General features: G+C 65.8%; 21 protein-coding genes. 14 read left to right on the top strand and 7 right to left on the bottom strand.

From position 1 onward, the window contains the following. Nucleotides 1-213: 213 nt before the first annotated feature. Nucleotides 214-1,539 carry a chromosomal replication initiator protein DnaA gene (dnaA, locus tag J5837_RS05670; RefSeq protein ID WP_210535722.1) on the bottom strand — a complete coding sequence of 442 codons (1,326 nt, stop codon included), beginning with the start codon at nucleotides 1,537-1,539 and terminating at the stop codon, nucleotides 214-216. A gap of 251 nt (nucleotides 1,540-1,790) precedes the next feature. Between dnaA and rpmH the strand changes: the two genes are divergently transcribed. The 5 genes from rpmH (at nucleotide 1,791) to J5837_RS05645 (ending at nucleotide 6,740) form a co-directional block, all read left to right on the top strand. Beyond that, nucleotides 1,791-1,931, top strand: a complete 141-nt coding sequence (gene rpmH, locus J5837_RS05665; RefSeq protein WP_162373606.1) for a 50S ribosomal protein L34 — start codon at nucleotides 1,791-1,793, stop codon at nucleotides 1,929-1,931. A 94-nt stretch (nucleotides 1,932-2,025) separates the two neighbouring features. Then, entirely contained in the window at nucleotides 2,026-2,511 is a 486-nt protein-coding gene (gene rnpA, locus J5837_RS05660) for a ribonuclease P protein component (RefSeq protein ID WP_210535721.1), read from the top strand. After that, complete coding sequence (gene yidC, locus J5837_RS05655; protein WP_210535720.1) at nucleotides 2,508-4,229, top strand: membrane protein insertase YidC; 1,722 nt, start codon at nucleotides 2,508-2,510, stop codon at nucleotides 4,227-4,229. The genes rnpA and yidC overlap by 4 nt, the downstream gene beginning before the upstream one ends. Nucleotides 4,230-4,301: 72 nt before the next feature. Beyond that, on the top strand, nucleotides 4,302-5,648 hold the full coding sequence (gene mnmE, locus J5837_RS05650) for a tRNA uridine-5-carboxymethylaminomethyl(34) synthesis GTPase MnmE (RefSeq protein WP_210535719.1): 1,347 nt from the start codon (nucleotides 4,302-4,304) through the stop codon (nucleotides 5,646-5,648). Nucleotides 5,649-5,726: 78 nt separating this feature from the next. Further along, nucleotides 5,727-6,740, top strand: coding sequence for an energy transducer TonB (locus J5837_RS05645; RefSeq protein ID WP_210535718.1), 1,014 nt, complete (start codon nucleotides 5,727-5,729; stop codon nucleotides 6,738-6,740). Between the two features lie 67 nt (nucleotides 6,741-6,807). Here J5837_RS05645 and J5837_RS05640 read toward each other — a convergent pair whose 3' ends face one another. From J5837_RS05640 to J5837_RS05615, 6 genes are read right to left on the bottom strand one after another with little or no spacing between them, the layout of a single operon-like run. Continuing rightward, nucleotides 6,808-7,989: an ABC transporter permease gene (locus J5837_RS05640; RefSeq protein WP_210535717.1), complete on the bottom strand. Its 1,182-nt coding sequence runs from the start codon at nucleotides 7,987-7,989 to the stop codon at nucleotides 6,808-6,810. After that, nucleotides 7,986-8,732 (bottom strand): ABC transporter ATP-binding protein, encoded by a 747-nt coding sequence (locus tag J5837_RS05635; RefSeq protein WP_210535716.1) that lies wholly within the window; start codon nucleotides 8,730-8,732, stop codon nucleotides 7,986-7,988. Before J5837_RS05635 ends, J5837_RS05640 begins: the two co-directional genes overlap by 4 nt. After that, the gene (locus J5837_RS05630) at nucleotides 8,729-10,273 is read right to left on the bottom strand and encodes an alpha/beta hydrolase (protein WP_210535715.1); all 1,545 of its coding nucleotides are present in this window, start codon (nucleotides 10,271-10,273) and stop codon (nucleotides 8,729-8,731) included. The genes J5837_RS05635 and J5837_RS05630 overlap by 4 nt, the downstream gene beginning before the upstream one ends. Nucleotides 10,274-10,305: 32 nt before the next feature. Continuing rightward, nucleotides 10,306-10,497 carry a helix-turn-helix transcriptional regulator gene (locus J5837_RS05625; protein WP_210535714.1) on the bottom strand — a complete coding sequence of 64 codons (192 nt, stop codon included), beginning with the start codon at nucleotides 10,495-10,497 and terminating at the stop codon, nucleotides 10,306-10,308. Further along, the gene (locus J5837_RS05620) at nucleotides 10,494-11,093 is read right to left on the bottom strand and encodes a hypothetical protein (RefSeq protein WP_210535713.1); all 600 of its coding nucleotides are present in this window, start codon (nucleotides 11,091-11,093) and stop codon (nucleotides 10,494-10,496) included. The genes J5837_RS05625 and J5837_RS05620 overlap by 4 nt, the downstream gene beginning before the upstream one ends. Further along, nucleotides 11,090-11,266, bottom strand: a complete 177-nt coding sequence (locus J5837_RS05615) for a hypothetical protein (RefSeq protein ID WP_210535712.1) — start codon at nucleotides 11,264-11,266, stop codon at nucleotides 11,090-11,092. Before J5837_RS05615 ends, J5837_RS05620 begins: the two co-directional genes overlap by 4 nt. 213 nt (nucleotides 11,267-11,479) lie before the next feature. On the opposite strand from J5837_RS05615, the gene J5837_RS05610 reads away from it, so the two are divergent. The 9 genes from J5837_RS05610 to cpaB all read left to right on the top strand — a co-directional run bounded on the left by J5837_RS05610 (nucleotide 11,480) and on the right by cpaB (nucleotide 18,713). Then, nucleotides 11,480-11,944, top strand: coding sequence for a hypothetical protein (locus tag J5837_RS05610; protein ID WP_210535711.1), 465 nt, complete (start codon nucleotides 11,480-11,482; stop codon nucleotides 11,942-11,944). A gap of 96 nt (nucleotides 11,945-12,040) precedes the next feature. After that, nucleotides 12,041-13,027 (top strand): OmpA family protein, encoded by a 987-nt coding sequence (locus J5837_RS05605; RefSeq protein WP_244755644.1) that lies wholly within the window; start codon nucleotides 12,041-12,043, stop codon nucleotides 13,025-13,027. 484 nt (nucleotides 13,028-13,511) lie between these two features. Continuing rightward, nucleotides 13,512-13,781: a pilus assembly protein gene (locus J5837_RS05600; RefSeq protein ID WP_210535709.1), complete on the top strand. Its 270-nt coding sequence runs from the start codon at nucleotides 13,512-13,514 to the stop codon at nucleotides 13,779-13,781. A gap of 129 nt (nucleotides 13,782-13,910) precedes the next feature. After that, nucleotides 13,911-15,389 carry a pilus assembly protein TadG-related protein gene (locus J5837_RS05595; RefSeq protein WP_244755642.1) on the top strand — a complete coding sequence of 493 codons (1,479 nt, stop codon included), beginning with the start codon at nucleotides 13,911-13,913 and terminating at the stop codon, nucleotides 15,387-15,389. Then, nucleotides 15,386-16,183 carry a hypothetical protein gene (locus tag J5837_RS05590; protein WP_210535708.1) on the top strand — a complete coding sequence of 266 codons (798 nt, stop codon included), beginning with the start codon at nucleotides 15,386-15,388 and terminating at the stop codon, nucleotides 16,181-16,183. Before J5837_RS05595 ends, J5837_RS05590 begins: the two co-directional genes overlap by 4 nt. 2 nt (nucleotides 16,184-16,185) lie before the next feature. Continuing rightward, the gene (locus J5837_RS05585) at nucleotides 16,186-16,998 is read left to right on the top strand and encodes a TadE family protein (RefSeq protein WP_244755639.1); all 813 of its coding nucleotides are present in this window, start codon (nucleotides 16,186-16,188) and stop codon (nucleotides 16,996-16,998) included. Then, entirely contained in the window at nucleotides 16,995-17,675 is a 681-nt protein-coding gene (locus J5837_RS05580) for a hypothetical protein (RefSeq protein ID WP_210535707.1), read from the top strand. The genes J5837_RS05585 and J5837_RS05580 overlap by 4 nt, the downstream gene beginning before the upstream one ends. Beyond that, on the top strand, nucleotides 17,672-17,878 hold the full coding sequence (locus J5837_RS05575) for a hypothetical protein (RefSeq protein WP_244755637.1): 207 nt from the start codon (nucleotides 17,672-17,674) through the stop codon (nucleotides 17,876-17,878). Before J5837_RS05580 ends, J5837_RS05575 begins: the two co-directional genes overlap by 4 nt. Nucleotides 17,879-17,906: 28 nt before the next feature. Beyond that, nucleotides 17,907-18,713, top strand: coding sequence for a Flp pilus assembly protein CpaB (gene cpaB / locus J5837_RS05570; protein ID WP_210535706.1), 807 nt, complete (start codon nucleotides 17,907-17,909; stop codon nucleotides 18,711-18,713). The last annotated feature ends 47 nt before the right edge of the window (nucleotides 18,714-18,760 follow it).

The following is an 18,760-nucleotide window of genomic DNA, read 5'->3' as shown; positions in this document are numbered from 1 at the left end:
GCGCACTTCAGTGCGCGACAAGCAACTTCGGCTTGCTTAGCCTTCCGCTCGGCGCCATTGAACGGTCGCGCCCAGATGGGCGCTCCTACGGGGCGTCTCGATACTGCTGGTGGCTAGGGAATCCACGACGAAGACCGTGCCGCGGGCTGTTCGCACGGCAGCCGGGTCTTTCGTTCTTTTCGAATCGGCGCGGCGGAACCGCTCGGCTGCCGATCACTCGCTCAGCTTGCGGATCAACTTGTCCCAGTCTTCGCGCAACTTGCCGTCGGTTTCCATCAGGTTGCGGATCTGCCGGCAGGCATGGAGGACGGTGGTGTGGTCGCGGCCGGCGAAGGCGTCGCCGATCTCGGGCAGCGAGTGTTCGGTCAGTTCCTTGGCCAGCGCCATCGCGACCTGGCGCGGACGCGCCAGCGAGCGCGTGCGGCGCTTGCCGAGCAGGTCCTTGACCTGCAGGCCGTAATAATCGGCGACCGTCTTCTGGATGTTGCCGATGCCGATCGCCTGCTGCTGCGCGCGCAGCAGGTCGCGCAGGGTTTCCTGGGCGAACTCGGCGGTGATCGCGCGGCCGGTGAAGTTGGCGCGTGCGGCCAGCGTGTTGAGCGCGCCTTCCAGGTCGCGCACGTTGCTGCGCATCTTCTTCGCCAGCAGGAAGGCGACGTCATCGGGAATATGGGTGCCGCGTTCGGCCGCCTTGGCCAGCACGATCGCCGCGCGGGTTTCGAAGTCCGGCGGATCGATCGCCACCGACAAGCCCCAGCCCAGCCGCGACTTCAGGCGCGGCTCCAGGCCTTCGACTTCGCGTGGATAGCGGTCGCAGGTCATGATGATCTGCTGGCGGCCGTCGAACAGCGCGTTGAAGGTGTGGAAGAACTCTTCCTGGGTGCGGTCCTTCCCGGCGAAGAACTGGATGTCGTCGATCAGCAGCGCGTCGATGTTCTGGAACTGGCGCTTGAACTGGTCGGTGCTCTTTTCCTGGATCGAACGGAAGAAGGCGTTGGCGAAATCGCTGGAACGCAGGTACAGCACGCGCGCGGCCGGGTTGTGCCGGCGCAGTTCGTTGCCGGCGGCGAACATCAGGTGGGTCTTGCCCAACCCGGTGCCGCCGTACAGCAGCAGCGGGTTGTGCGCGCGGTCGCCGGGTTTCTGCGCGGCCTGCCATGCGGCGGCACGGCCGAGCTGGTTGCTGCGGCCTTCGACGAAGTTGTCGAAGGTGTAATGCGTATCGAGGTTGCCGGCGAAGGCTTCTGCCACCGGCGCGGCGGCGCTGGTACCGACGACGGCGTCGACGATGCGCGGCTTGGCCGGCGTGCGCGAGCCGATTTCCAGCGACACGTCCTGGTGGCCGGCGAAGTGCACCAGCAGCTCGCGGATCCGCGCCAGGTAGCGGTCGCGGACCTCGTCGAAGATGAAGGCATTGGGCGCGTACAGCACCACGGCGTCGCTGCGTTGTTCCGCCTGCAGGGGTTTCAGCCAGGTGTGCACGTCCTCGGCCGGGAATTCGGCTTCGAGGCGTTCCAGGCAACGGGGCCAAGCTTCCATCGTCGACAACAAACCTTCGTGGGCAAACCCGCGTACAACCGCGAAAGCGGCGCGCGGCGTCGGCCAGGGCCGGCGCGCGGCGGTTTCGGAAAGAGGGTCGGGCAGACTAGCACGAAGCGTTCGCGCACAAGGCCGCGACGGTGTCCCCCGGCCGGTCGGCCGAACGGCATCGCCAGGGGGCAGTTGACGCCAAGTCCACGGATCCAATAGAATTTCCGGTTCTTTCCCCTTGCAACCCGCCCGAGGGCCCCATGGCCACCAAGCGCACCTTCCAACCCAGCAACCTCAAGCGCAAGCGCGACCACGGTTTCCGTGCCCGCATGAAGACCGCCGACGGCCGCAAGGTCCTGGCCCGTCGTCGCGCCAAGGGCCGCAAGCGCCTGACCGCCTGATCCTCGTTCGCCGCTTCCCGCGGCGAGACGAAGATTCCGCCATGCGTTGCCAGCCCAAGCCCGCGCTGTCGTCCAGCGCGGGCTTTGTCGTGCCATGAAACCGGAAAACGTCGCCAAGGCCACCTCGCGTTTCCCCGCCGCCGCGCGGGTGCGGGCGAAGGCCGACTATGCCCGGGTGTTCGAACAGGCCCGGCGCACGTCCGATCCGCTGCTGGTGCTGCATCGCGTGGCCGGCGAATCGCCGGCGCGCCTGGGCCTGGCGGTGTCGCGCAAGGTCAGCACCCGTGCGGTGGTGCGCAACCGCATCAAGCGCGCGCTGCGCGAGCAGTTCCGCTTGCTGCGCGCGCAATTGCAGCCCGGCGATTGCGTCGTAGTGGCGCGTTCCGGCGCGGCGACGGCGACATCGGCGCAGTTGCGCGCGGCCTTCGTCAATGCCTTGCAACGCGCGGGCGCGCTGCGCGCGCCGCAATCGGGGCCGGCTACAATGCCGCCGCCCTTGAATTCCCCCGTTGCTTCCTCGACATCCTTTTCCACTGACGAACCGGAACCCGACGCCGGTCGAGAAACGCCTGCCCGATGAACCAGACCCGTGTTTTCCTGATGATCGCCTGGCTGTTCGTGGCCGTGATGCTGTGGATGGAGTGGGGGCGCTTCAATGCGCCGAAGGCGGAAGCATCTTCGTCCGCTCCGATCGCTGCCGCCGTGACCGCGGCGAACACCGCCGATACCGTACCTGTGGCTGTGCCACCGAGCGCCAACGTGAATGCCGCCAACGGCACCGTGCCGGCAGCGACGCCGGTGGCTCCGGCAACGACTTCGGCCGCACCGGTGGTTTCGACTGCGACGCGGGTGACGGTCAGCACCGACGTGCTGCGCCTGGTGCTGGATGGCGGCAATGTCGTGCAGGCCGACCTGCTGCAGTATCCGCAGGAGAAGAAGCCGGGCAGCGCGCCGGTGCGCCTGTTCGATGCCGATGCGGCGAAGTTCTACGCAGCGCAGAGCGGCTGGACCAGCGCGGCCAACGCAGCGCCGACCCACCTGAGCGGTTTCGTGCCCGAGCAGCCGAATGCCGACTTCACGCTGGCCTCGGGCCAGAACGAGATCGCCGTGCCGTTCGTCTGGCGCGGACCCAATGGCGTGAGCATCCGCCGCACCTACACGCTGAAGCGCGGCGATTACGCCGTGCAGGTCCGCGACGACGTGGTCAACGCCGGCACTGCCTCGTGGCAGGGCAACGTGTATCGCCAACTGCTGCGCGTGCCGCCGCAGATCAGCAGCAGCATCACCCACCCGCAATCCTTCAGCTTCAACGGCGCGACCTGGTACGACGGCGAATACCAGCGCCGTCCGTTCAAGGACTACATGGAAGACGGTCCGGTCAACCAGAGCACCGCGCAGGGCTGGATCGCGATGCTGCAGCACCACTTCTTCAGTGCGTGGATTCCGGCGGCGGAAGACAAGATCGAGATCGCTCTGGCCGCACCGAACAACGGCGCGCAGGCGCTGATCCGCGAGACCGGCCCCGCCGTGGTCGTCGCGCCCGGCCAGCAGGCTTCGACCCAGGCCCGCCTTTACATCGGCCCGAAACTGATCGCGCAGATGAAGGCGCAGCACGTGCCCAAGCTGGAACGCGCGGTCGACTACAGCCGCTTCGCGCCGCTGGCGATGATCGGCGAAGGCCTGTTCTGGATCCTCAACCATCTGCATGCGCTACTGAAGAACTGGGGCTGGGCCATCGTCGGTCTGGTCGTGATCGTCAAGCTGGCGCTGTATCCGTTGTCGGCCGCGCAGTACAAGAGCATGGCCAAGATGCGCCAGTTCCAGCCGCGCATCGCCCAGCTGAAGGAGCGCTACGGCAGCGACCAGCAGAAGTTCCAGCAGGCGATGATGGAGCTGTACCGCAAGGAGAAGATCAATCCGATGGGCGGCTGCCTGCCGATCCTGGTGCAGATGCCGATCTTCCTGAGTCTGTACTACGTGCTGGTCGAGTCGGTCGAGCTGCGCCAGGCGCCGTGGTTCGGCTGGGTGCAGGACCTGACCGCGCAGGACCCGTACTTCATCCTGCCGGTGATCAACGTGGCGATCATGTGGTTCACCCAGAAGATGACGCCGACCCCGGGCATGGACCCGATGCAGGCGCGGATGATGCAGATCATGCCGCTGGTGTTCGGCGTGATGATGGCCTTCATGCCCGCCGGCCTGGTGCTGTACTGGGTGACCAACGGCGCGCTGGGCCTGCTGCAGCAATGGTGGATGGCCAAGCGCCACGGCCAGCCGATTGCGGCGGCGGCGAAATAAGCAGGATCGAGCCGACCCTCAAGCCCGCCGCAAGGCGGGCTTCTTGTTTGGAATGTGCAAGACTTCCTTCGCATGAACGACGCGCCGTCCACGACCGATACCATCGTCGCCATTGCCACGGCCGCGGGCGCCGGCGGCGTCGGCATCGTGCGCCTCTCGGGACCGAAGTCGCGCGACATCGCGGCTGCGATCTGCGGCAAGCCGTTGCAGGCGCGGGTTGCCCACCATGTCGATTTCTCCGACGCGGATGGCGAAACCCTCGACGATGGCATCGCCTTGTCGTTTCCCGCGCCCCACAGCTTCACCGGCGAGGATGTGGTCGAACTGCAGGCGCACGGCAGTCCTGTTGTCCTGCGGCAGCTGGTCGCGCGCGCGGTTGCGCTGGGTGCGCGGCATGCGCGCGCGGGCGAGTTCAGCGAGCGCGCCTTCCTCAACGGCAAGTTCGACCTGGCCCAGGCCGAAGCCATTGCGGACCTGATTGCCGCAGCCGATACCCGCGCGGCACGCGCGGCGCGGCGCGCGCTGGATGGCGCCTTCTCGCAACGCGTCGAGGCCATCGCCGCGGTCCTGCTGCGCCTGCGCGTTCACATCGAGGCGGCGATCGACTTCGTCGACGAACCGATCGACACGCTCGGTGGTGCGCAACTGCGCAACGGCATAGAACAGGCGCTGGAACAGCTGGGCGCCTTGCTCGCCGACGCCGAACGCGGCCGCAAGCTGCGCGACGGCCTGCACGCGGTGATCGTCGGACCGCCGAACGCGGGCAAGAGTTCGTTGCTCAACGCCTTGGCGGGCAGCGATCGCGCCATCGTCACCGATGTCGCCGGCACCACCCGCGACACCTTGCGCGAAACCATCCATATCGACGGGCTGGAACTGACCCTGGTCGATACCGCCGGCTTGCGCGAAGGCGGCGACGCGATCGAACGCGAGGGCATGCGCCGCGCGCGCGATGAACTGCAGCGCGCGGACCTGGCGATCGTCGTGGTCGACGCCAGCCGGCCGGAAGAAGCGCAAGCCTTCGTCGAAGCGGCGACGGCGGGCGTGCCGTTGCAACTGCGCGTGCACAACAAGAGCGACCTGCTTGGCCGCGTTCCGGACGACGACGACTCGATCGTCCACGTGTCCGCACGCGACGGGCAGGGAATCGATGCCCTGCGCCGCCGGCTGCGCGAGCTGGCATTCGGCGAAGCGGGGACCGACGCCGGCGAATTCACCGCGCGGGCCCGCCACGTCGACGCCTTGACGCGGGCGCAGGGGCGGGTCGAACATGCAAAACGTGAAATGCATCACGAACATCTTGAGCTGGCCGCAGAAGAATTGCGGCTAGCCCACGATGCCTTGGGCGAGATCACGGGGACGATCTCGCCAGACGAGCTGCTGGGTCATGTGTTCGCCACGTTCTGCATCGGCAAATGAGCCGATCTGCGCTGGCGACAGGTGACACGACAGGGGGTTTGGGGCTATCACTGACGCACAATCCGGGGAAGATCATTCATGAATCCGAAGCAGACTTCGCGCCTGCGCTCATTGCTGCTGTTGTCGCTGGCCGTGCTTGCCGCCTGTTCCAAACCGGCGCCGGAAGCATCGGCCCCGACCCCGGAATCGGCCGCCGCCAGCACCGCCGCACCGCCGGCGCCCGCCGTTTCCGCCGAAGTGCAGGCGATGGGCGCGGACCAGCTGCGCGAAGCCGCGAGCAAGGCGCTGGACGAGAACCGCATCTACGCCCCTGGCGGTAACAATGCGGTCGAGTACTACCTGGCCCTGCGCGACAAGACGCCGCAGGATCCGGCGGTAGCCAGTGCCCTGACCGACCTGTTGCCCTATACGGTGATCGCTGCGGAGCAGAGCCTCGCCCGGGAGAACTTCCCCGAGGCCCAGCGCCTGGTCGCGCTGATCGAGAAGGCGGACGCCAAGGCGCCGGCCTTGCCGCGACTGAAGCAGAGTATCGCCGCCAGCCAGCAGGCGGCGACGCAGCGCGAACTCGACGCCAGCAAGAACGCAGAGCAGCAGGCCAAGCTGGCTGAAGAAAAGCGCTTGGCGGCGCTGAAGACCGCAGCGGATCAACAAGCCGCGCAACAGCAGGCCGCCCAGCAGCTCGCCACGCAGCGCGCTGCCGAGCAGGCACGCCCGCAAGAACCGACGCGCACGGCGCCGGCGAATCCGCCGCCGGCTCCCGCCGCGGCTGCTGCGGCGCCGACAACTGCCCCAGCCAACAATCCGCCGCCGTCGCAGCCTGCTGAAACCCCATCCGCAGCGCCGACCTTGCGTGCGATCAGCCAGCCGCCCCCGCGCTATCCACCCGATGCGTTGCGTGCCGGCACGTCCGGCGAAGTGCTGGTCGAATTCACCGTCGGCACCGACGGCAGCGTGACCAGTGCCCGCGTGGTGCGTTCCACGCCGCCGCGCGTGTTCGATCGCGAAGCGGTCAACGCAGCGAAGCGCTGGAAGTTCGCGCCGATCTCCGCCCCGACCACGACCCGGCGCACGATCAACTTCAACCCGCGCTGATCGCTCGCGGCGACAGACGAAGAGGGCCGGCAATGCCGGCCCTTTTTCGTTCCTTCCAGACGGCGGCTCAGGCCGATATCGCCAGCTGTTCCTGCTGGTAACGGCGCGACGCCGCGAACCACAGCACCGCGGCCAGTCCGAAGCCGCAAACCAGATAGACCATCCATTGCGAGGCGTCGATCGTCTCGCCGCGCACCACCTTCAGGATCATCTGGTTCTGCGCGAGGAACGGCACCGCGAACTGCCACCACTGCGCCTTCACCGGATTCACCATCAGGATGAAGCTGGGCAGCATCGGCAGCAGCATCAGCCAGGTCATGTGGCTCTGCGCTTCCTTCATGCTCTTGGCCGCGGCGGCGAGATAGGTCAGCAGGGTGGTGCCGATGAACACCATCGGCAACAGGATCAGCAGCAGCTGGGCGATAGCGGCGAAGCTGACCTGCATCTGCCGGCCGACGGTCGGCGACAACAAGGCCCCGAGCTTGAACGCCAGCAGGGTCAAAGCCAGCGAAGCCAGCGCGACCAGGCAGGCGGCGGCGATCTTGCCGCTGACGACGGCGCCGCGCGGCGCCGGCGTGGCGAGCAACGGCTCCAGCGATTGGCGCTCGCGCTCGCCCGCGGTCGCGTCCATGATCAGGTGGGCGCCGCCGATGAAGGCACTGAGGATCAACAGGTACGGCAGCAAGGTCGCCAGCAGGCGTCCGCGCTTGGCTTCGGGCGTGATCAGGTCGGTGTGCCGGACCTGGATCGACGCCGCCGCGCCGGGGCTGACGCCGCGCGCCAACAGGCGCAGCGAGCCGACCTGGCTGCCATAGGTCGCCAGCAGCTTATTCAAGCGCGCGACCGAAACCTGCGCATCCTGCCGGCTGCTGTCGTGGACGACTTCCAGCGGTGCCGGCTCGCCGGCGCGCCACTTGCGGGCGAAGTCGGGACCGATGCGCAGCACCATGTCCTCGTCCTGGCGCGCGATCGCTTGGGCGATGTCCGCCGGCGGCGCCTTGACCTCCACGTTCTGGCCTTGCAGCCAGGCGATCAGGTTGGGCGCGTTCTCGCGGCCTGCCACCGGCAACTGCAGCGGCTTCTCGTTCAACTCGCGGTCGCGGTTCTCGCCCAGCGTACCGATGCCGATCATCAGCAGCGGGAACAGGATCGGGCCCAGGCCCAGCGCCAGCGCCACGGTGCGGCGGTCGCGGAACAGGTCGCGCAATTCCTTGCGCATCACGGTCAACAAAGTACGCAGCGACTTCATGCGTGCAGGCCCTCCTCGGAGCCGATGGCCTTGACGAAGGCGTCTTCCAGGTTGTCCTCGCCGGTTTGCGCGCGCAGCTCGTCGGCAGTGCCGGCGGCGACCACGGTGCCGCGGGCGACGATCACGATGCGGTCGCACAGCGCGGCGACCTCCTGCATGATGTGGCTGGAGAACACCACGCAGCGGCCTTCCCCGCGCAACTGCTTGAGGAAATCGCGCAGGCCGCGCGTGGTCATCACGTCGAGGCCGTTGGTCGGTTCGTCGAGGATCACGTTGCGCGGGTCGTGGACCAGGGCGCGGGCGATCGCGGTCTTGGTGCGCTGGCCCTGGCTGAAGCCCTCGGTGCGGCGGTCGAGGAAATCCTCCATGTTCAAGGCTTTCGCCAACCGTTGCGTGCGGTCCGCGATCGTCGCGGCGTCCAGCCCGTGCAGTTCGCCGAAGTAGGCGATGTTCTCCCGCGCGGTCAGGCGCTTGTACACGCCGCGTGCGTCGGGCAGCACGCCCAGCGCGCTGCGCGCGGCGGCCGGATCCGCGGCCACGTCGCGGCCGTCGACCAGCACGCGGCCGCTGTCGGGCTTCATCAGCGTGTACAGCATGCGCAACGTGGTGGTCTTGCCGGCGCCGTTGGGCCCGAGCAGACCGGTGATCTGGCCGTCGTGCGCGGTGAAGCCGACGCCGTCGACCGCCTTCACTTCGCCGGTCTTGGTCCGGAAGGATTTGTGCAGGTCCTGCAACTCGATCATGGTTCCCACCCATAGAAGCCGGTGAACGGCGGCGTGTACGGCAGCGCGGCCAGGCATTTGGCGTCCAGCGCCTTCGCGTCCGCCTTGTCGATGAACTTGGCCATCAGCCGCGGCATGCAGCCGGCGCCGATGACGTTGTGGCCTTGCCCGCGCAACACGAGATGGCGGCCGTTGGGCAACGATTTCGCCACTTCGTCGCCATAACGCGGCGGGGTGACCGGGTCGAATTCGCCCGATAGCAACAGGGTGGGTACGCTGGTCTTGAGCGGCGCACGGAAGTTCGCCGTGCGCGAGCCTTTCGGCCACACCTTGCATTGTTCGGCCAGCACGCGGACGAAGTCGCCGCCCATCAGGGTGCCGTCGTCGGCCGGATCCGGCTTCAGTTCGCCGGCGTCCTCGCTGCAGATCACCGACAACTGCATGCCGGTGGACATCTCGTTTTCCATTTGCTCGCCGAGCATCTTCGACAGCGCCATCAGCCCGTCGTAGCGGCCGGCGGCGGCTTCGTTCAACTGCAGCGGCAACAGCGATGCGGCCATCGGCATGTAGGCGTACATGCGCACCAGCCCGGCGACGCGCGCCTCGGTCAACTGGTCTTCCTTCGACTCGCCGGTGGTCGCGTCGCGATAGCGCACGCTGACAGGCGCGGCTTTCAGCTGGGCCACCAGCGCATCCAGCCGGACGTGCGGTTCGCCGTAGCGCTGCTTGCACTCCGGGGTCTTCGCACACAGGGCGAACTGCAGGTCCAGTGCGTGGTCCAAGTTGCGCGCCATCTCGTTGCCCAGCACCAGCGAGTTCGGCACCACGCTGTCCAGCACCACGCTGCGCGTGCTGGCCGGATAGGTCGCGGCGTATTGCTGGGCCACGCGGGTACCGTAGGAAATGCCGACCAGGTCGATCTGCTTCGCGCCGATGGCCTGGCGTACCGCTTCGAGATCGGCGATGGCGTCGCCGGTGGTGTAGAAGCGCGGATCGGCGCGGCCTTTAAGCGCATCGAGGCAGCGCTGCGTGTGCGCGCGTACCGCTTCATCCGAAGGCGTCGCGACTTCGTCCGGCGTTTCCTCCTTGCAGGTCAGCGGATTGGAAGCGCCGGTACCGCGCTGGTCGACCAGGATGATGTGTCGCTTCTTGCGCGTCTCGGCGAAAGCTGCCGCGCTCTGCGGGTACGACTGCAGCGCGGACTGGCCGGGGCCGCCGGCGAGCATGAACACCGGATCGGGCTCGGCCGCATCGTCGCGGTCCGCCGGGACCCAGGCGATCTTCAGCGAGATCTTGCGCCCGTCGGGATTGCCGCGGTTTTCGGGGACGTCCAGTGTTGCGCAACGCGCTTCCAGGGTGTCGCCGGTGAAGCGCGGACTCAGCGAGCACGGATGGAAGGCCAGGTTGCCCAGCTTGAACGTGGTCGCGGTGGCGGGCGTGGCGTTGCGCGTGGCGACGGCAGTGGAGGGTTTCGCCGTCTCCGGCTTGCGCGCCCAGTGTTGGTAGCCGAAATACGCCGCGACCGCGGCGAGAATCAGCGCGATGCGGTACTTACGCGGCATGGCAGAAACTTCCCTGGAACGGTTGGGTGGAATCACTCATCTTCGAAAATGTCCTCGATGCTCAGGCCGAACAGCCGGGCGATGCGGAACGCCAGCGGCAGGCTCGGGTCGTACTTGCCGGTCTCCAGTGCGTTGACCGTCTGTCGCGATACTTCCAGCCGCTCGGCCAGCTCGCCCTGCGACCAGCCTTGCGCCTCGCGCAATTCGCGCATGCGGTTGTTCATCGGTAATGCCGGCGCACGAAGAACTTGACCACTCCGTAGCACAGGCACAGCAGCGGGAAGACCCAGATCATCGCCACCTCCGCCCGGACCGCGATCACGTGGGCCAGCTGCAGCAGCCCGCCGACCAGGTAGAGCTGGCCGACGATCAGGGCGGCGATGCCGATCGACTCCAGTTCGATCCTGCGCACGAATTCGTCCACGCGGCGTACGTAACGCACCATCGCCACCGTTACCCAGCTCAGTCCGAGCCCCGGCAGCGCCGCGATGCAGGCGCGCAAAGGGAGCGAATCTATGCCGTGCTTGATCAGCCACGACGACGCGAACACGGCGACGACATACAGGGCCATGCCCGGCAGCATTTCGCGGCGGTAGGCACGGCCGGCCGCACTGCTGAAGTCGTCCTCGACCATGTCGCGCCACCAGCGCGGCATCAACCGCATGACCAGCCACATCGCGCCGCCGGCAACGGCGATCCCGCTGAGGAAGCCGGCGCGGCTTTCGCTGATCCAGCCCGGCCTCAGCCAGGCGGCGAACGCGATGGCGCCGCAGACCAGGGCGACGAGGCCTAGCCAGTTGCAGCGGCGTTGCAGGTTCACGGCGCGCCACCCTTCTTCGATTTGGTCAGGAATGCCACGCCCAACGCGAGGAAGGCAGGACCGATGCCCATGAAGGCGGATTGCCGGGTGGCCAGCGCGACGCCCATGAAAGCCACGCCGCACGCCAGGAACGTGACCCCGGCGCTGCGAAACTTCTTCTGCTCGTTATCCATCCCCGACTCCTGTCAAGCAAGCTTTACACCACGATAGGCGCCCCCGATCCGCCTGTCAAGTGTGCTTTACACCGCCGTTGCCGCAGGAATTCCCGAAAGCGTGCCGACCATCATTGCAACAAGGCGATCGGGCCGATCGCGTTGACGCGAGGCTAACGAGCGTTCGCAAGGCGCTGCCTATACTGCGTCGCCTTCTCCCAAGGATGATTGTTCATGCCGAAAAAGTACCCACGCTTCGCCGTTTTCCTGCTGCCGCTTGCGCTGGCGGCCTGCAACAAGCCGGCTCAAGGCGCCGTGCAGGCAGGGGCTTCCAGCGCGACGCCGTCCACCGAACCCGCGGCGGCGCCGGCGGTGACGGGCAAGGCATTCGATGAAGCCAAGGTCGCCATGATCGAGGGCGGCGCGAAGTTGCAGGCCTCCGCGGTCGCTTGCCAGCTGGGCACCCAGGCGCAAGCGGACGCCGGCACCGCCGATCTGCGGGCCAAATACGTCGCCGAAGGTTACGACGGCGGCGCGTTCGACCGCCTGCACGACGCCGCGTTCAAGCAAACCATCGACAAGTTCGGCAGCGCCAGCGCGCAGCAAAAGACCCAGGCGTGCGAACAGATCAAGCAGTTCGGCAACCAGATGGGCCAGATGGCCAGGGACATGCAAAAACAGATGGATGCCCAACATTGACGTTGCGGGTCATCGAATACCGGCCACGGCATGCGCCGTCGCCTACAACCTCATCGATCAAAGGAACCGTGGATGAAGAACACCGCTCGGACCGCATTGGCGCTGGCCGCTCTCCTTGCGCTGGCCGCCTGCAAGCCGCATGACGAACCTGCATCGCAATCCGCTACCGAGCCAACGACGCCGGCGGCGACCGACAACGCCGCGACGGGGCCAAAAACCCAATCGTTCGATATCAGCAGCATTCCGGTCAGCACCGTAGCGCTGGGGGATTTCCCGTATCTCGCCTTGCCCACCGGGTACACCAGCGAAGGCAGGAACCACGTGAGCAAGGACTTCGCCCGTTTCCCGTTCTGGATCAAGGGCGAACCGCGCTGGGTTGAAGGCAAGTTCTACGGTGCGGAATTCGTGCCGGCGGAAGGCAGGGAGATGTCGGAATTCGAAGTGAAGAAGAACTTCGAGGCCCTCATCACGCAGATGGGTGGCCAGAAGATATCGGAAGAGAAAATCCCCAATGAAACGGTCGAAGGTTGGGGCGACGAGATCGCGCAGGGGTTCAATGGCGCCTTGGGAGACGTTTACAACGAGCCGGCGACGACCTACGTCGTCCGTCGCAACGACGGCAACATCTGGGTCCACCTGGTCACCAATTCGGCGCAGGGCTGGTACCTGGTGGGGCAGGAAAAGGCGTTCGCGCAGACTGCGCAATTGATACCGGCATCGCAGCTCAAGCAGCAACTGGACAGTGCCGGCAAGGTCGCGTTGCAGGTCAATTTCGCCACCGACAAGACCGAGATGCTGCCGGATTCTCTGCCGCAGATCGACCAGGTGGTGCAACTATTGAGGGATGACCCGGCGTTGAAGCTTTCGGTCAACGGCCATACCGACAATACCGGCGACGCTGCACACAACCAGAAGCTGTCGGAAGGCCGCGCCGGCGCAGTCGTCGCCGCCATTGTCGCCAAGGGCATTGATGCCGCGCGGTTGAGTGCAAAAGGATTCGGCCAAGACCAACCAGTGGCCGACAACAAGACCGAGGAAGGCAAGGCCAAGAACCGGCGCGTGGAGCTGGTGAAACAATCGTAATCAGCACACAAGTTCCAAGTCGAAGGGTCGGCGAAGCCGGCCCTTTTTTCATGCTCGCCCGCACACGAATCCGTGTCGAACGTCAGAGTTCAACGTTGTGATTTGCGCGTGAAATTAAGCAAAGTGAAGATCATTTTTCAGAAATAAGGCGACGTTCGGGTCGACCCGACGTCGCATATTGCAAGGAAAAGGGGCCGCAAAAATCCCAATTCCGTGCAGTACGTTGCAACGGTGATGTGACCGATTGGCGGGACTCATCAATGTCGTTGTTCTGTGAAATTAATGAACATCAAGAAGACGTAGCGGTTCATCCGCTATGTTCGCGCTCGCATGGCTCGGGGGAATACGCACTGCCGCGTTGTGATGCGAAGGAACCTGAAATATCGCCGTGCCCATCAACCGCGACGTAGCGGCGAAGCCGGATGCCGCCGCGCGGGTTGGTCGCATCGGGGATGTCCCCACAACTTCAACCAGGAGGAAGTTCATGAAGCGCAGCATCTCTCTGACCGGCCGTCGCAGTCAGCGCGGCCAAGGCATGACCGAATACATCATCATCGTTGCACTGATTGCCATCGCGGCCATCGGCGTCTTCACGTTCTTCGGCGGCACGGTGCGTGGCCAGGCCGCGGGTATCGCCAAGGAATTGTCGGGTCAGTCCGCGACCCAGAGCATCAATCGCGCGAAGAACCAGGCCAACTCCGCGCAGTCGGAAGCGGACAAGACCAAGGGCATGGACGCTTACAAGAACAAGTGATCCACGTCTGACAGAAAGGCGACTGCGCATGGGGCGCCGCGTTCGCGCGCGCCGCATGCGCAGTGCTGATGGCAATTCTTCCCGCTGCCCACGAAACCAGGACGCAGCGACGACATGCAGGGAGCGACCATGGAGAAGCCAACGGGGTTTGCAGCGCGCCAGACCGGGCAAGCGATGCCGCTGGCGCTGGTATTCCTGCTGGTGCTGTGCGTCGGCCTGCTGGTGACCTTCAACACCGGCCAGGTCGTCGGCAAAAAGGTGGAACTGACGAACGCGGCCGACGCCGCGGCCTACAGCATCGCGGTCGAACAGGCACGCGCCCGCAACCTTGCCGCCTACCTCAACCGCGGCCGCGTCGCCAACGAAGTGGCGATCGCGCAGATGGTCAGCCTGAATTCCTGGGTGACCATGATCCACAGCACCTCGGACAACTTCGGCGACTTCATCGACACGGCGCAGGACTTCCTGTTCTGGGTGCCCTACGTCGGCCAGGCGCTGACCGCGCTGGACCGCGCCATGCAGGCGGTGAACCAGGCCTTGAAGGTTTTTCGCAAGGCGGAGATCCCGATCCTCAACGGGGCGATCACCGGCTTGGACCAGGTCATGAATTTCGCCTACGCCAAGGCGGCCAGCCTGGCATTGGGCGACCTGGGCAGTTCGCTGAACGTGCAGGCCATGGCCGGCAAGGTGGTCGAGGACAACGCACCGGGCGCAAAACTGAGCCTCGCGGCGCGCGGCGTGCTGGAGAAGAACATCATCGCCGCGAACGAACAGCTCGACCATTTCAATCCCGGCCAGAACAACGGCGGGCCCGGCCGCACCAACACCGGCGGCGAACGCTATCGCAATGTGGTGATGGCCTCGCGCGACGAATTCACCCGCGACCGCAAGACGCATGGCTTGTTCGGCTTCAGCAGCAACGGCGGCACCGACATGATCGAGTACGACCGCTGGTCGGGCGTGGACACGCACGAATTCAGTTTCGGCGTGTGGCCGATTTTCGACATCGATTTCCCGTTGGGCTGGGGCGGCACGCAGGCGACCAACAAGAACCCGCGGCCGAAATTCTTCCGCGGCATGAACAACGACCGCGGTTGGAAATCGCCGTACGACAACCGCACCTACAAGGCCTATAACGGCGTCAAGAAGAACAGCCTGTCAGGCAAGTTCATCGAAGACGATCCCGCCGTGGACGATGGCGGCTTCCAGGACAAGGACGCGTATTTCCGCGGATACCGGTACGGCATCTCGCACAAGTACGACGACGTGAAGCGCGGCTATTCGGAAACGCCGGAAGGCGCCAAGGCCGGGCCGATCTACACCGTCGAAGTCACCACCAAGGCCGAACGCGCGCGTACCAGTTCGGCGATCGGCATGGGCGTGGGTCGTATGAAGCTGGAAGACAAGGCACGCGACGGCGACATCCGCGCGATGGCCAGTGCGCAGGTCTATTTCAACCGTCCGTACAACTATGCGCCATTCCAGCGCATGGTGTGGGGTCGCAGCGACCGCAAGTTCGAGCAGGGCAGCATGTTCAGTCCGTACTGGCAGGCGCGCCTGGTGGAAACGCCGCTTACCGATCGGTTGCTGCTGGTAGGGGCGCCATGAAGCGGCGGGGAATTCACAGGGGTATCGCGGCGGCCCTTACGCTGGCCTGTCTGTCGGTCGCCGCGGGTTGCCATTCGGCGACCGGCCCTTCCGACGCTGCTGACGGGGCGGGCAGCGACAATGGCCGTCCGTCGATCCAGGCGACCTTGCGTTGGGAAGAGGTCAAGGACGGCAGGAATTCCGCCCGCGAGGAATACGCCAGCCGCATGGCCAACTGCAAGGCGGCCGGTTGGCCGGTGAAGGAACTGGGCCCGGACGAAATCGGCAAGCTGGGCACCGGGCAGGTGGAGCTGTGGATCGATGCGCGCGGCGCCTACGCGCGGGAAACCTCGTGGAAACTCGGGGTGATGGACCTGCAGGCCGCGACCGAAGACAAGGGCGTGTGCATGGCCCGATTGGAAGAGGTCGTCGCGGAAGGCAATGACGACTACCGCGACCGCGGCGAAGCGGACGAAGCCCCGGGCTCGGCCGAACAGGATGAACAGGCCAAGGTGCTTGGCTTTCAGCGCATCGGAGTCGCGCAAGTGGGCGGCCAACCGTGCTTGCGCTGGCGCAGCGAGGATCAGGAAGTGTGCGAGTGGTCCGGCGGGCGGGCGTGGGGCATAGACGATGGCCCGGCGCAGACCGGTTGCGCGACGCAGGGTCCGATGGATTACCTCAATCCGATTCCGCTGCAAGCCAAGCCGGCGGAGGGCGCCAGCGGCTGCATCGTGCAGTTGCAATCGATGACGGTGAGCAAGGGTTTGCTGCCGGAAGTAGCGCGCGCGCTGGACGCAACGGCAACGGGAGGCTGAACATGCAAGGATTCTTGTCGCCGCGTGCCATGCGCGGACAGGCGTTGACCGAACTGGCGGTGATGGCGGCGGTGCTGGTGCCGTTGTTCCTGCTGATCCCCATCGTGGCCAAGTACGGCCACATCAACCAGATGGCGCAGCAGGCGGCGCGCAACGCGGCGTGGGAAGCCTCCGTGTCGAAGGACTACGCGCTGCCGAACCAGCGCGAGGCCGAGCGCAAGGCACTGGACCGGAACTTCGCCGCGGCCGATGCACGGATCCGCAGCAACCTCGGCGCCGTTCCAACCAGCGGCGAGTTCGGCGACCAGATGTTGAACACGTTCTCTAACCGCAAACTGCTGGAGCGCGACAACCTGCAGCTTCGCCGCCTGAGCCAGACCGGGTCGCCCGGGCGCATGGACGATGCGCTGAACCTGTTGCCCAGGGTCGGCAGGTTCCCGCCCAACAGCCGCGGCTACGTCACGGCGAACGTCAAGTTGAACATTCGTGACCTCCAGCTCTCGGATGGTTCGCGCGCGCGCTATCTAGAACCACTGGACAATCTCAACCTGGTACTCGACCGCAAACAAACCCTCTTGGTCGACGCATGGAACGCGTCCGGTCCCCGCAGCGGCAGCCGCAGCGTGGTCAAGACGATCCGGCCGCTGGCACCGTCGTCCAACCTGCAAGGCCTGGACAAGGTGCTGGACATGTTCAAGCCGCTGGAATTCCTGCCGGTGATCGGAGCGATCAGCCGGCTGGAACCCGGCACGGTGGAACCCGACATCGTTCCCTCGGACAAGCTCGCCGAATATCCGGTCAGGGGAAGGAGATGAGACATCGTCGTTACCCCGCGGCCGCTCTCGCACTGCTCGCGTCGACGACGTGGCCTGCGATCGCCGCGGATTGGCCCGAGGTTCCGGTGCCGGAAGGGGCGAAGGGCGAGATCGTCAGCGACGACATGCTCTACAACGGCCTGCACATGCGCGCCAGCCGCTTCACCGTGCCGTTGCCGGTCGACAAGGTCAAGGCGTTCTACCGGGAGGAATGGGGCCGGCGCATGATCGACACGCCGCATCGCGGCAAGAGCGTGCTCGGTTACCCGACCCGCGATGCCAAGCACTACATCACCGTGGAGCTGACCCAGGCGGGCAATTCCACCCAGGGCCAGATCGGGGTCATGGAGTTGCCGAAGAAACCGCCATCCGCCGACAGCATCGGCGCGGGTTTCGCACGCATGCCGGATACCACGGTGGCCGAGGACATCGTCTACCTGGACACGCCGGCGCGGGTACGGACGATCAGCATGGTCAATCGCTACAGCCCGCAGCAAAACAGCGACTTCTACGCCAGGAACCTGGCGCCGAAGGGCTACGTGAGAGAACCGGCCAAGACCCCCTGCAAGACCAGCAGCGCCGAGTGCGTCACCCGCTATGTCAATGGCGACAAGCGGGTCACCGTCTCCTCCAGCAAGTCGCAGGCCGGAACCGTCGTCATCGCGGTGATCGAATGAACCGGATCCACGCCGATGCCATCGCCGCGCGCCGCCGCCAGCGGGGCCAGGCCACCATCGAATACACCGTCGTGGTGATGCTGGTGGTGATCGTGCTGATCGCCCGCCCCAGCATCATCGACGACGTCGTGACCGCGCTGAAGGAAGCGTATTCGGCGTTCGTCTACGCCATTTCGTGGTCCGACATCCCGATCCGCTCGTAAACGCCCCACAGACCAAGCGCAACCACCCATGCAGAAACCGAACATCAGCAGGAACCTGCTCTACATCATCATCGCCGTGGTGATGGCGATCCTCGCCGCGCTGATCGCGGTGCGCTACGTACAGAAGCAGGTCGACGAACGCACCCGTGACGACAGGGAAATGGTCCAGGTCGCGGTGCCGGTCGAGGACATGCCGCAGGGCGCGATCATCGCGGCCGGCGATCTGGCTTCGCGCAGCGTGCCCGCCGAGTTGGCTCCGGCCGACGCAGTCACTCCCGAGAACCACACGGAGTACGAGGGGCGCATGCTGCGTGCGCCCGTGCGCGGTGGTGCACCGCTCAGCGCGGCAGCACTGGTGCCGTTGTACGACCAGTTCTCGAAAGTGATCCCGCAAGGCAAGGTTGCGTACACGCTGAGCGTGGACGAAAACAACTCGGTTTCAGGAATGATTGCCCCGGGCGATCTGATCGACATCCTGTTCATGAAGGACGCTGAGCAGGGCACGGCGACTGGCGTCGAGGTGTTGCCGTTGCTGAGCCAGATCAAGGTGCTGGCGACTGGCAGCCGTGTCGGCGAGAAGGTAACGCCGGAAGGAGAGACCGACGACGAAGCGCAAGGCTTCTCCAGCGTGACTCTCGAACTGGACCACCGGCAGGCCAATCAGCTGGCGGTCGCGTCGAAGGCCGGCAACCTGCGCGTGTTGCTACGCGAACTGCACGACACCTCGCCAGGATCGGCCAGCGGCCTGAGCGAGAACGAGCTGCTGCAATCGTTGGGCGCAGGCGGCGCGCGCGGCAGCAGCGGTATTGAATTCATCATTGGCGGAAAGGGCTGAGAACGGCATGACGGAGACGAAAGGACGCGGGCCCGTGCGGCGCCGCA

This window comes from Pseudoxanthomonas helianthi (assembly GCF_017939625.1).
GTDB classification, from domain to species: Bacteria; Pseudomonadota; Gammaproteobacteria; order Xanthomonadales; family Xanthomonadaceae; genus Pseudoxanthomonas_A; species Pseudoxanthomonas_A helianthi.
This window is presented reverse-complemented; position numbering and strand designations above follow the sequence as displayed.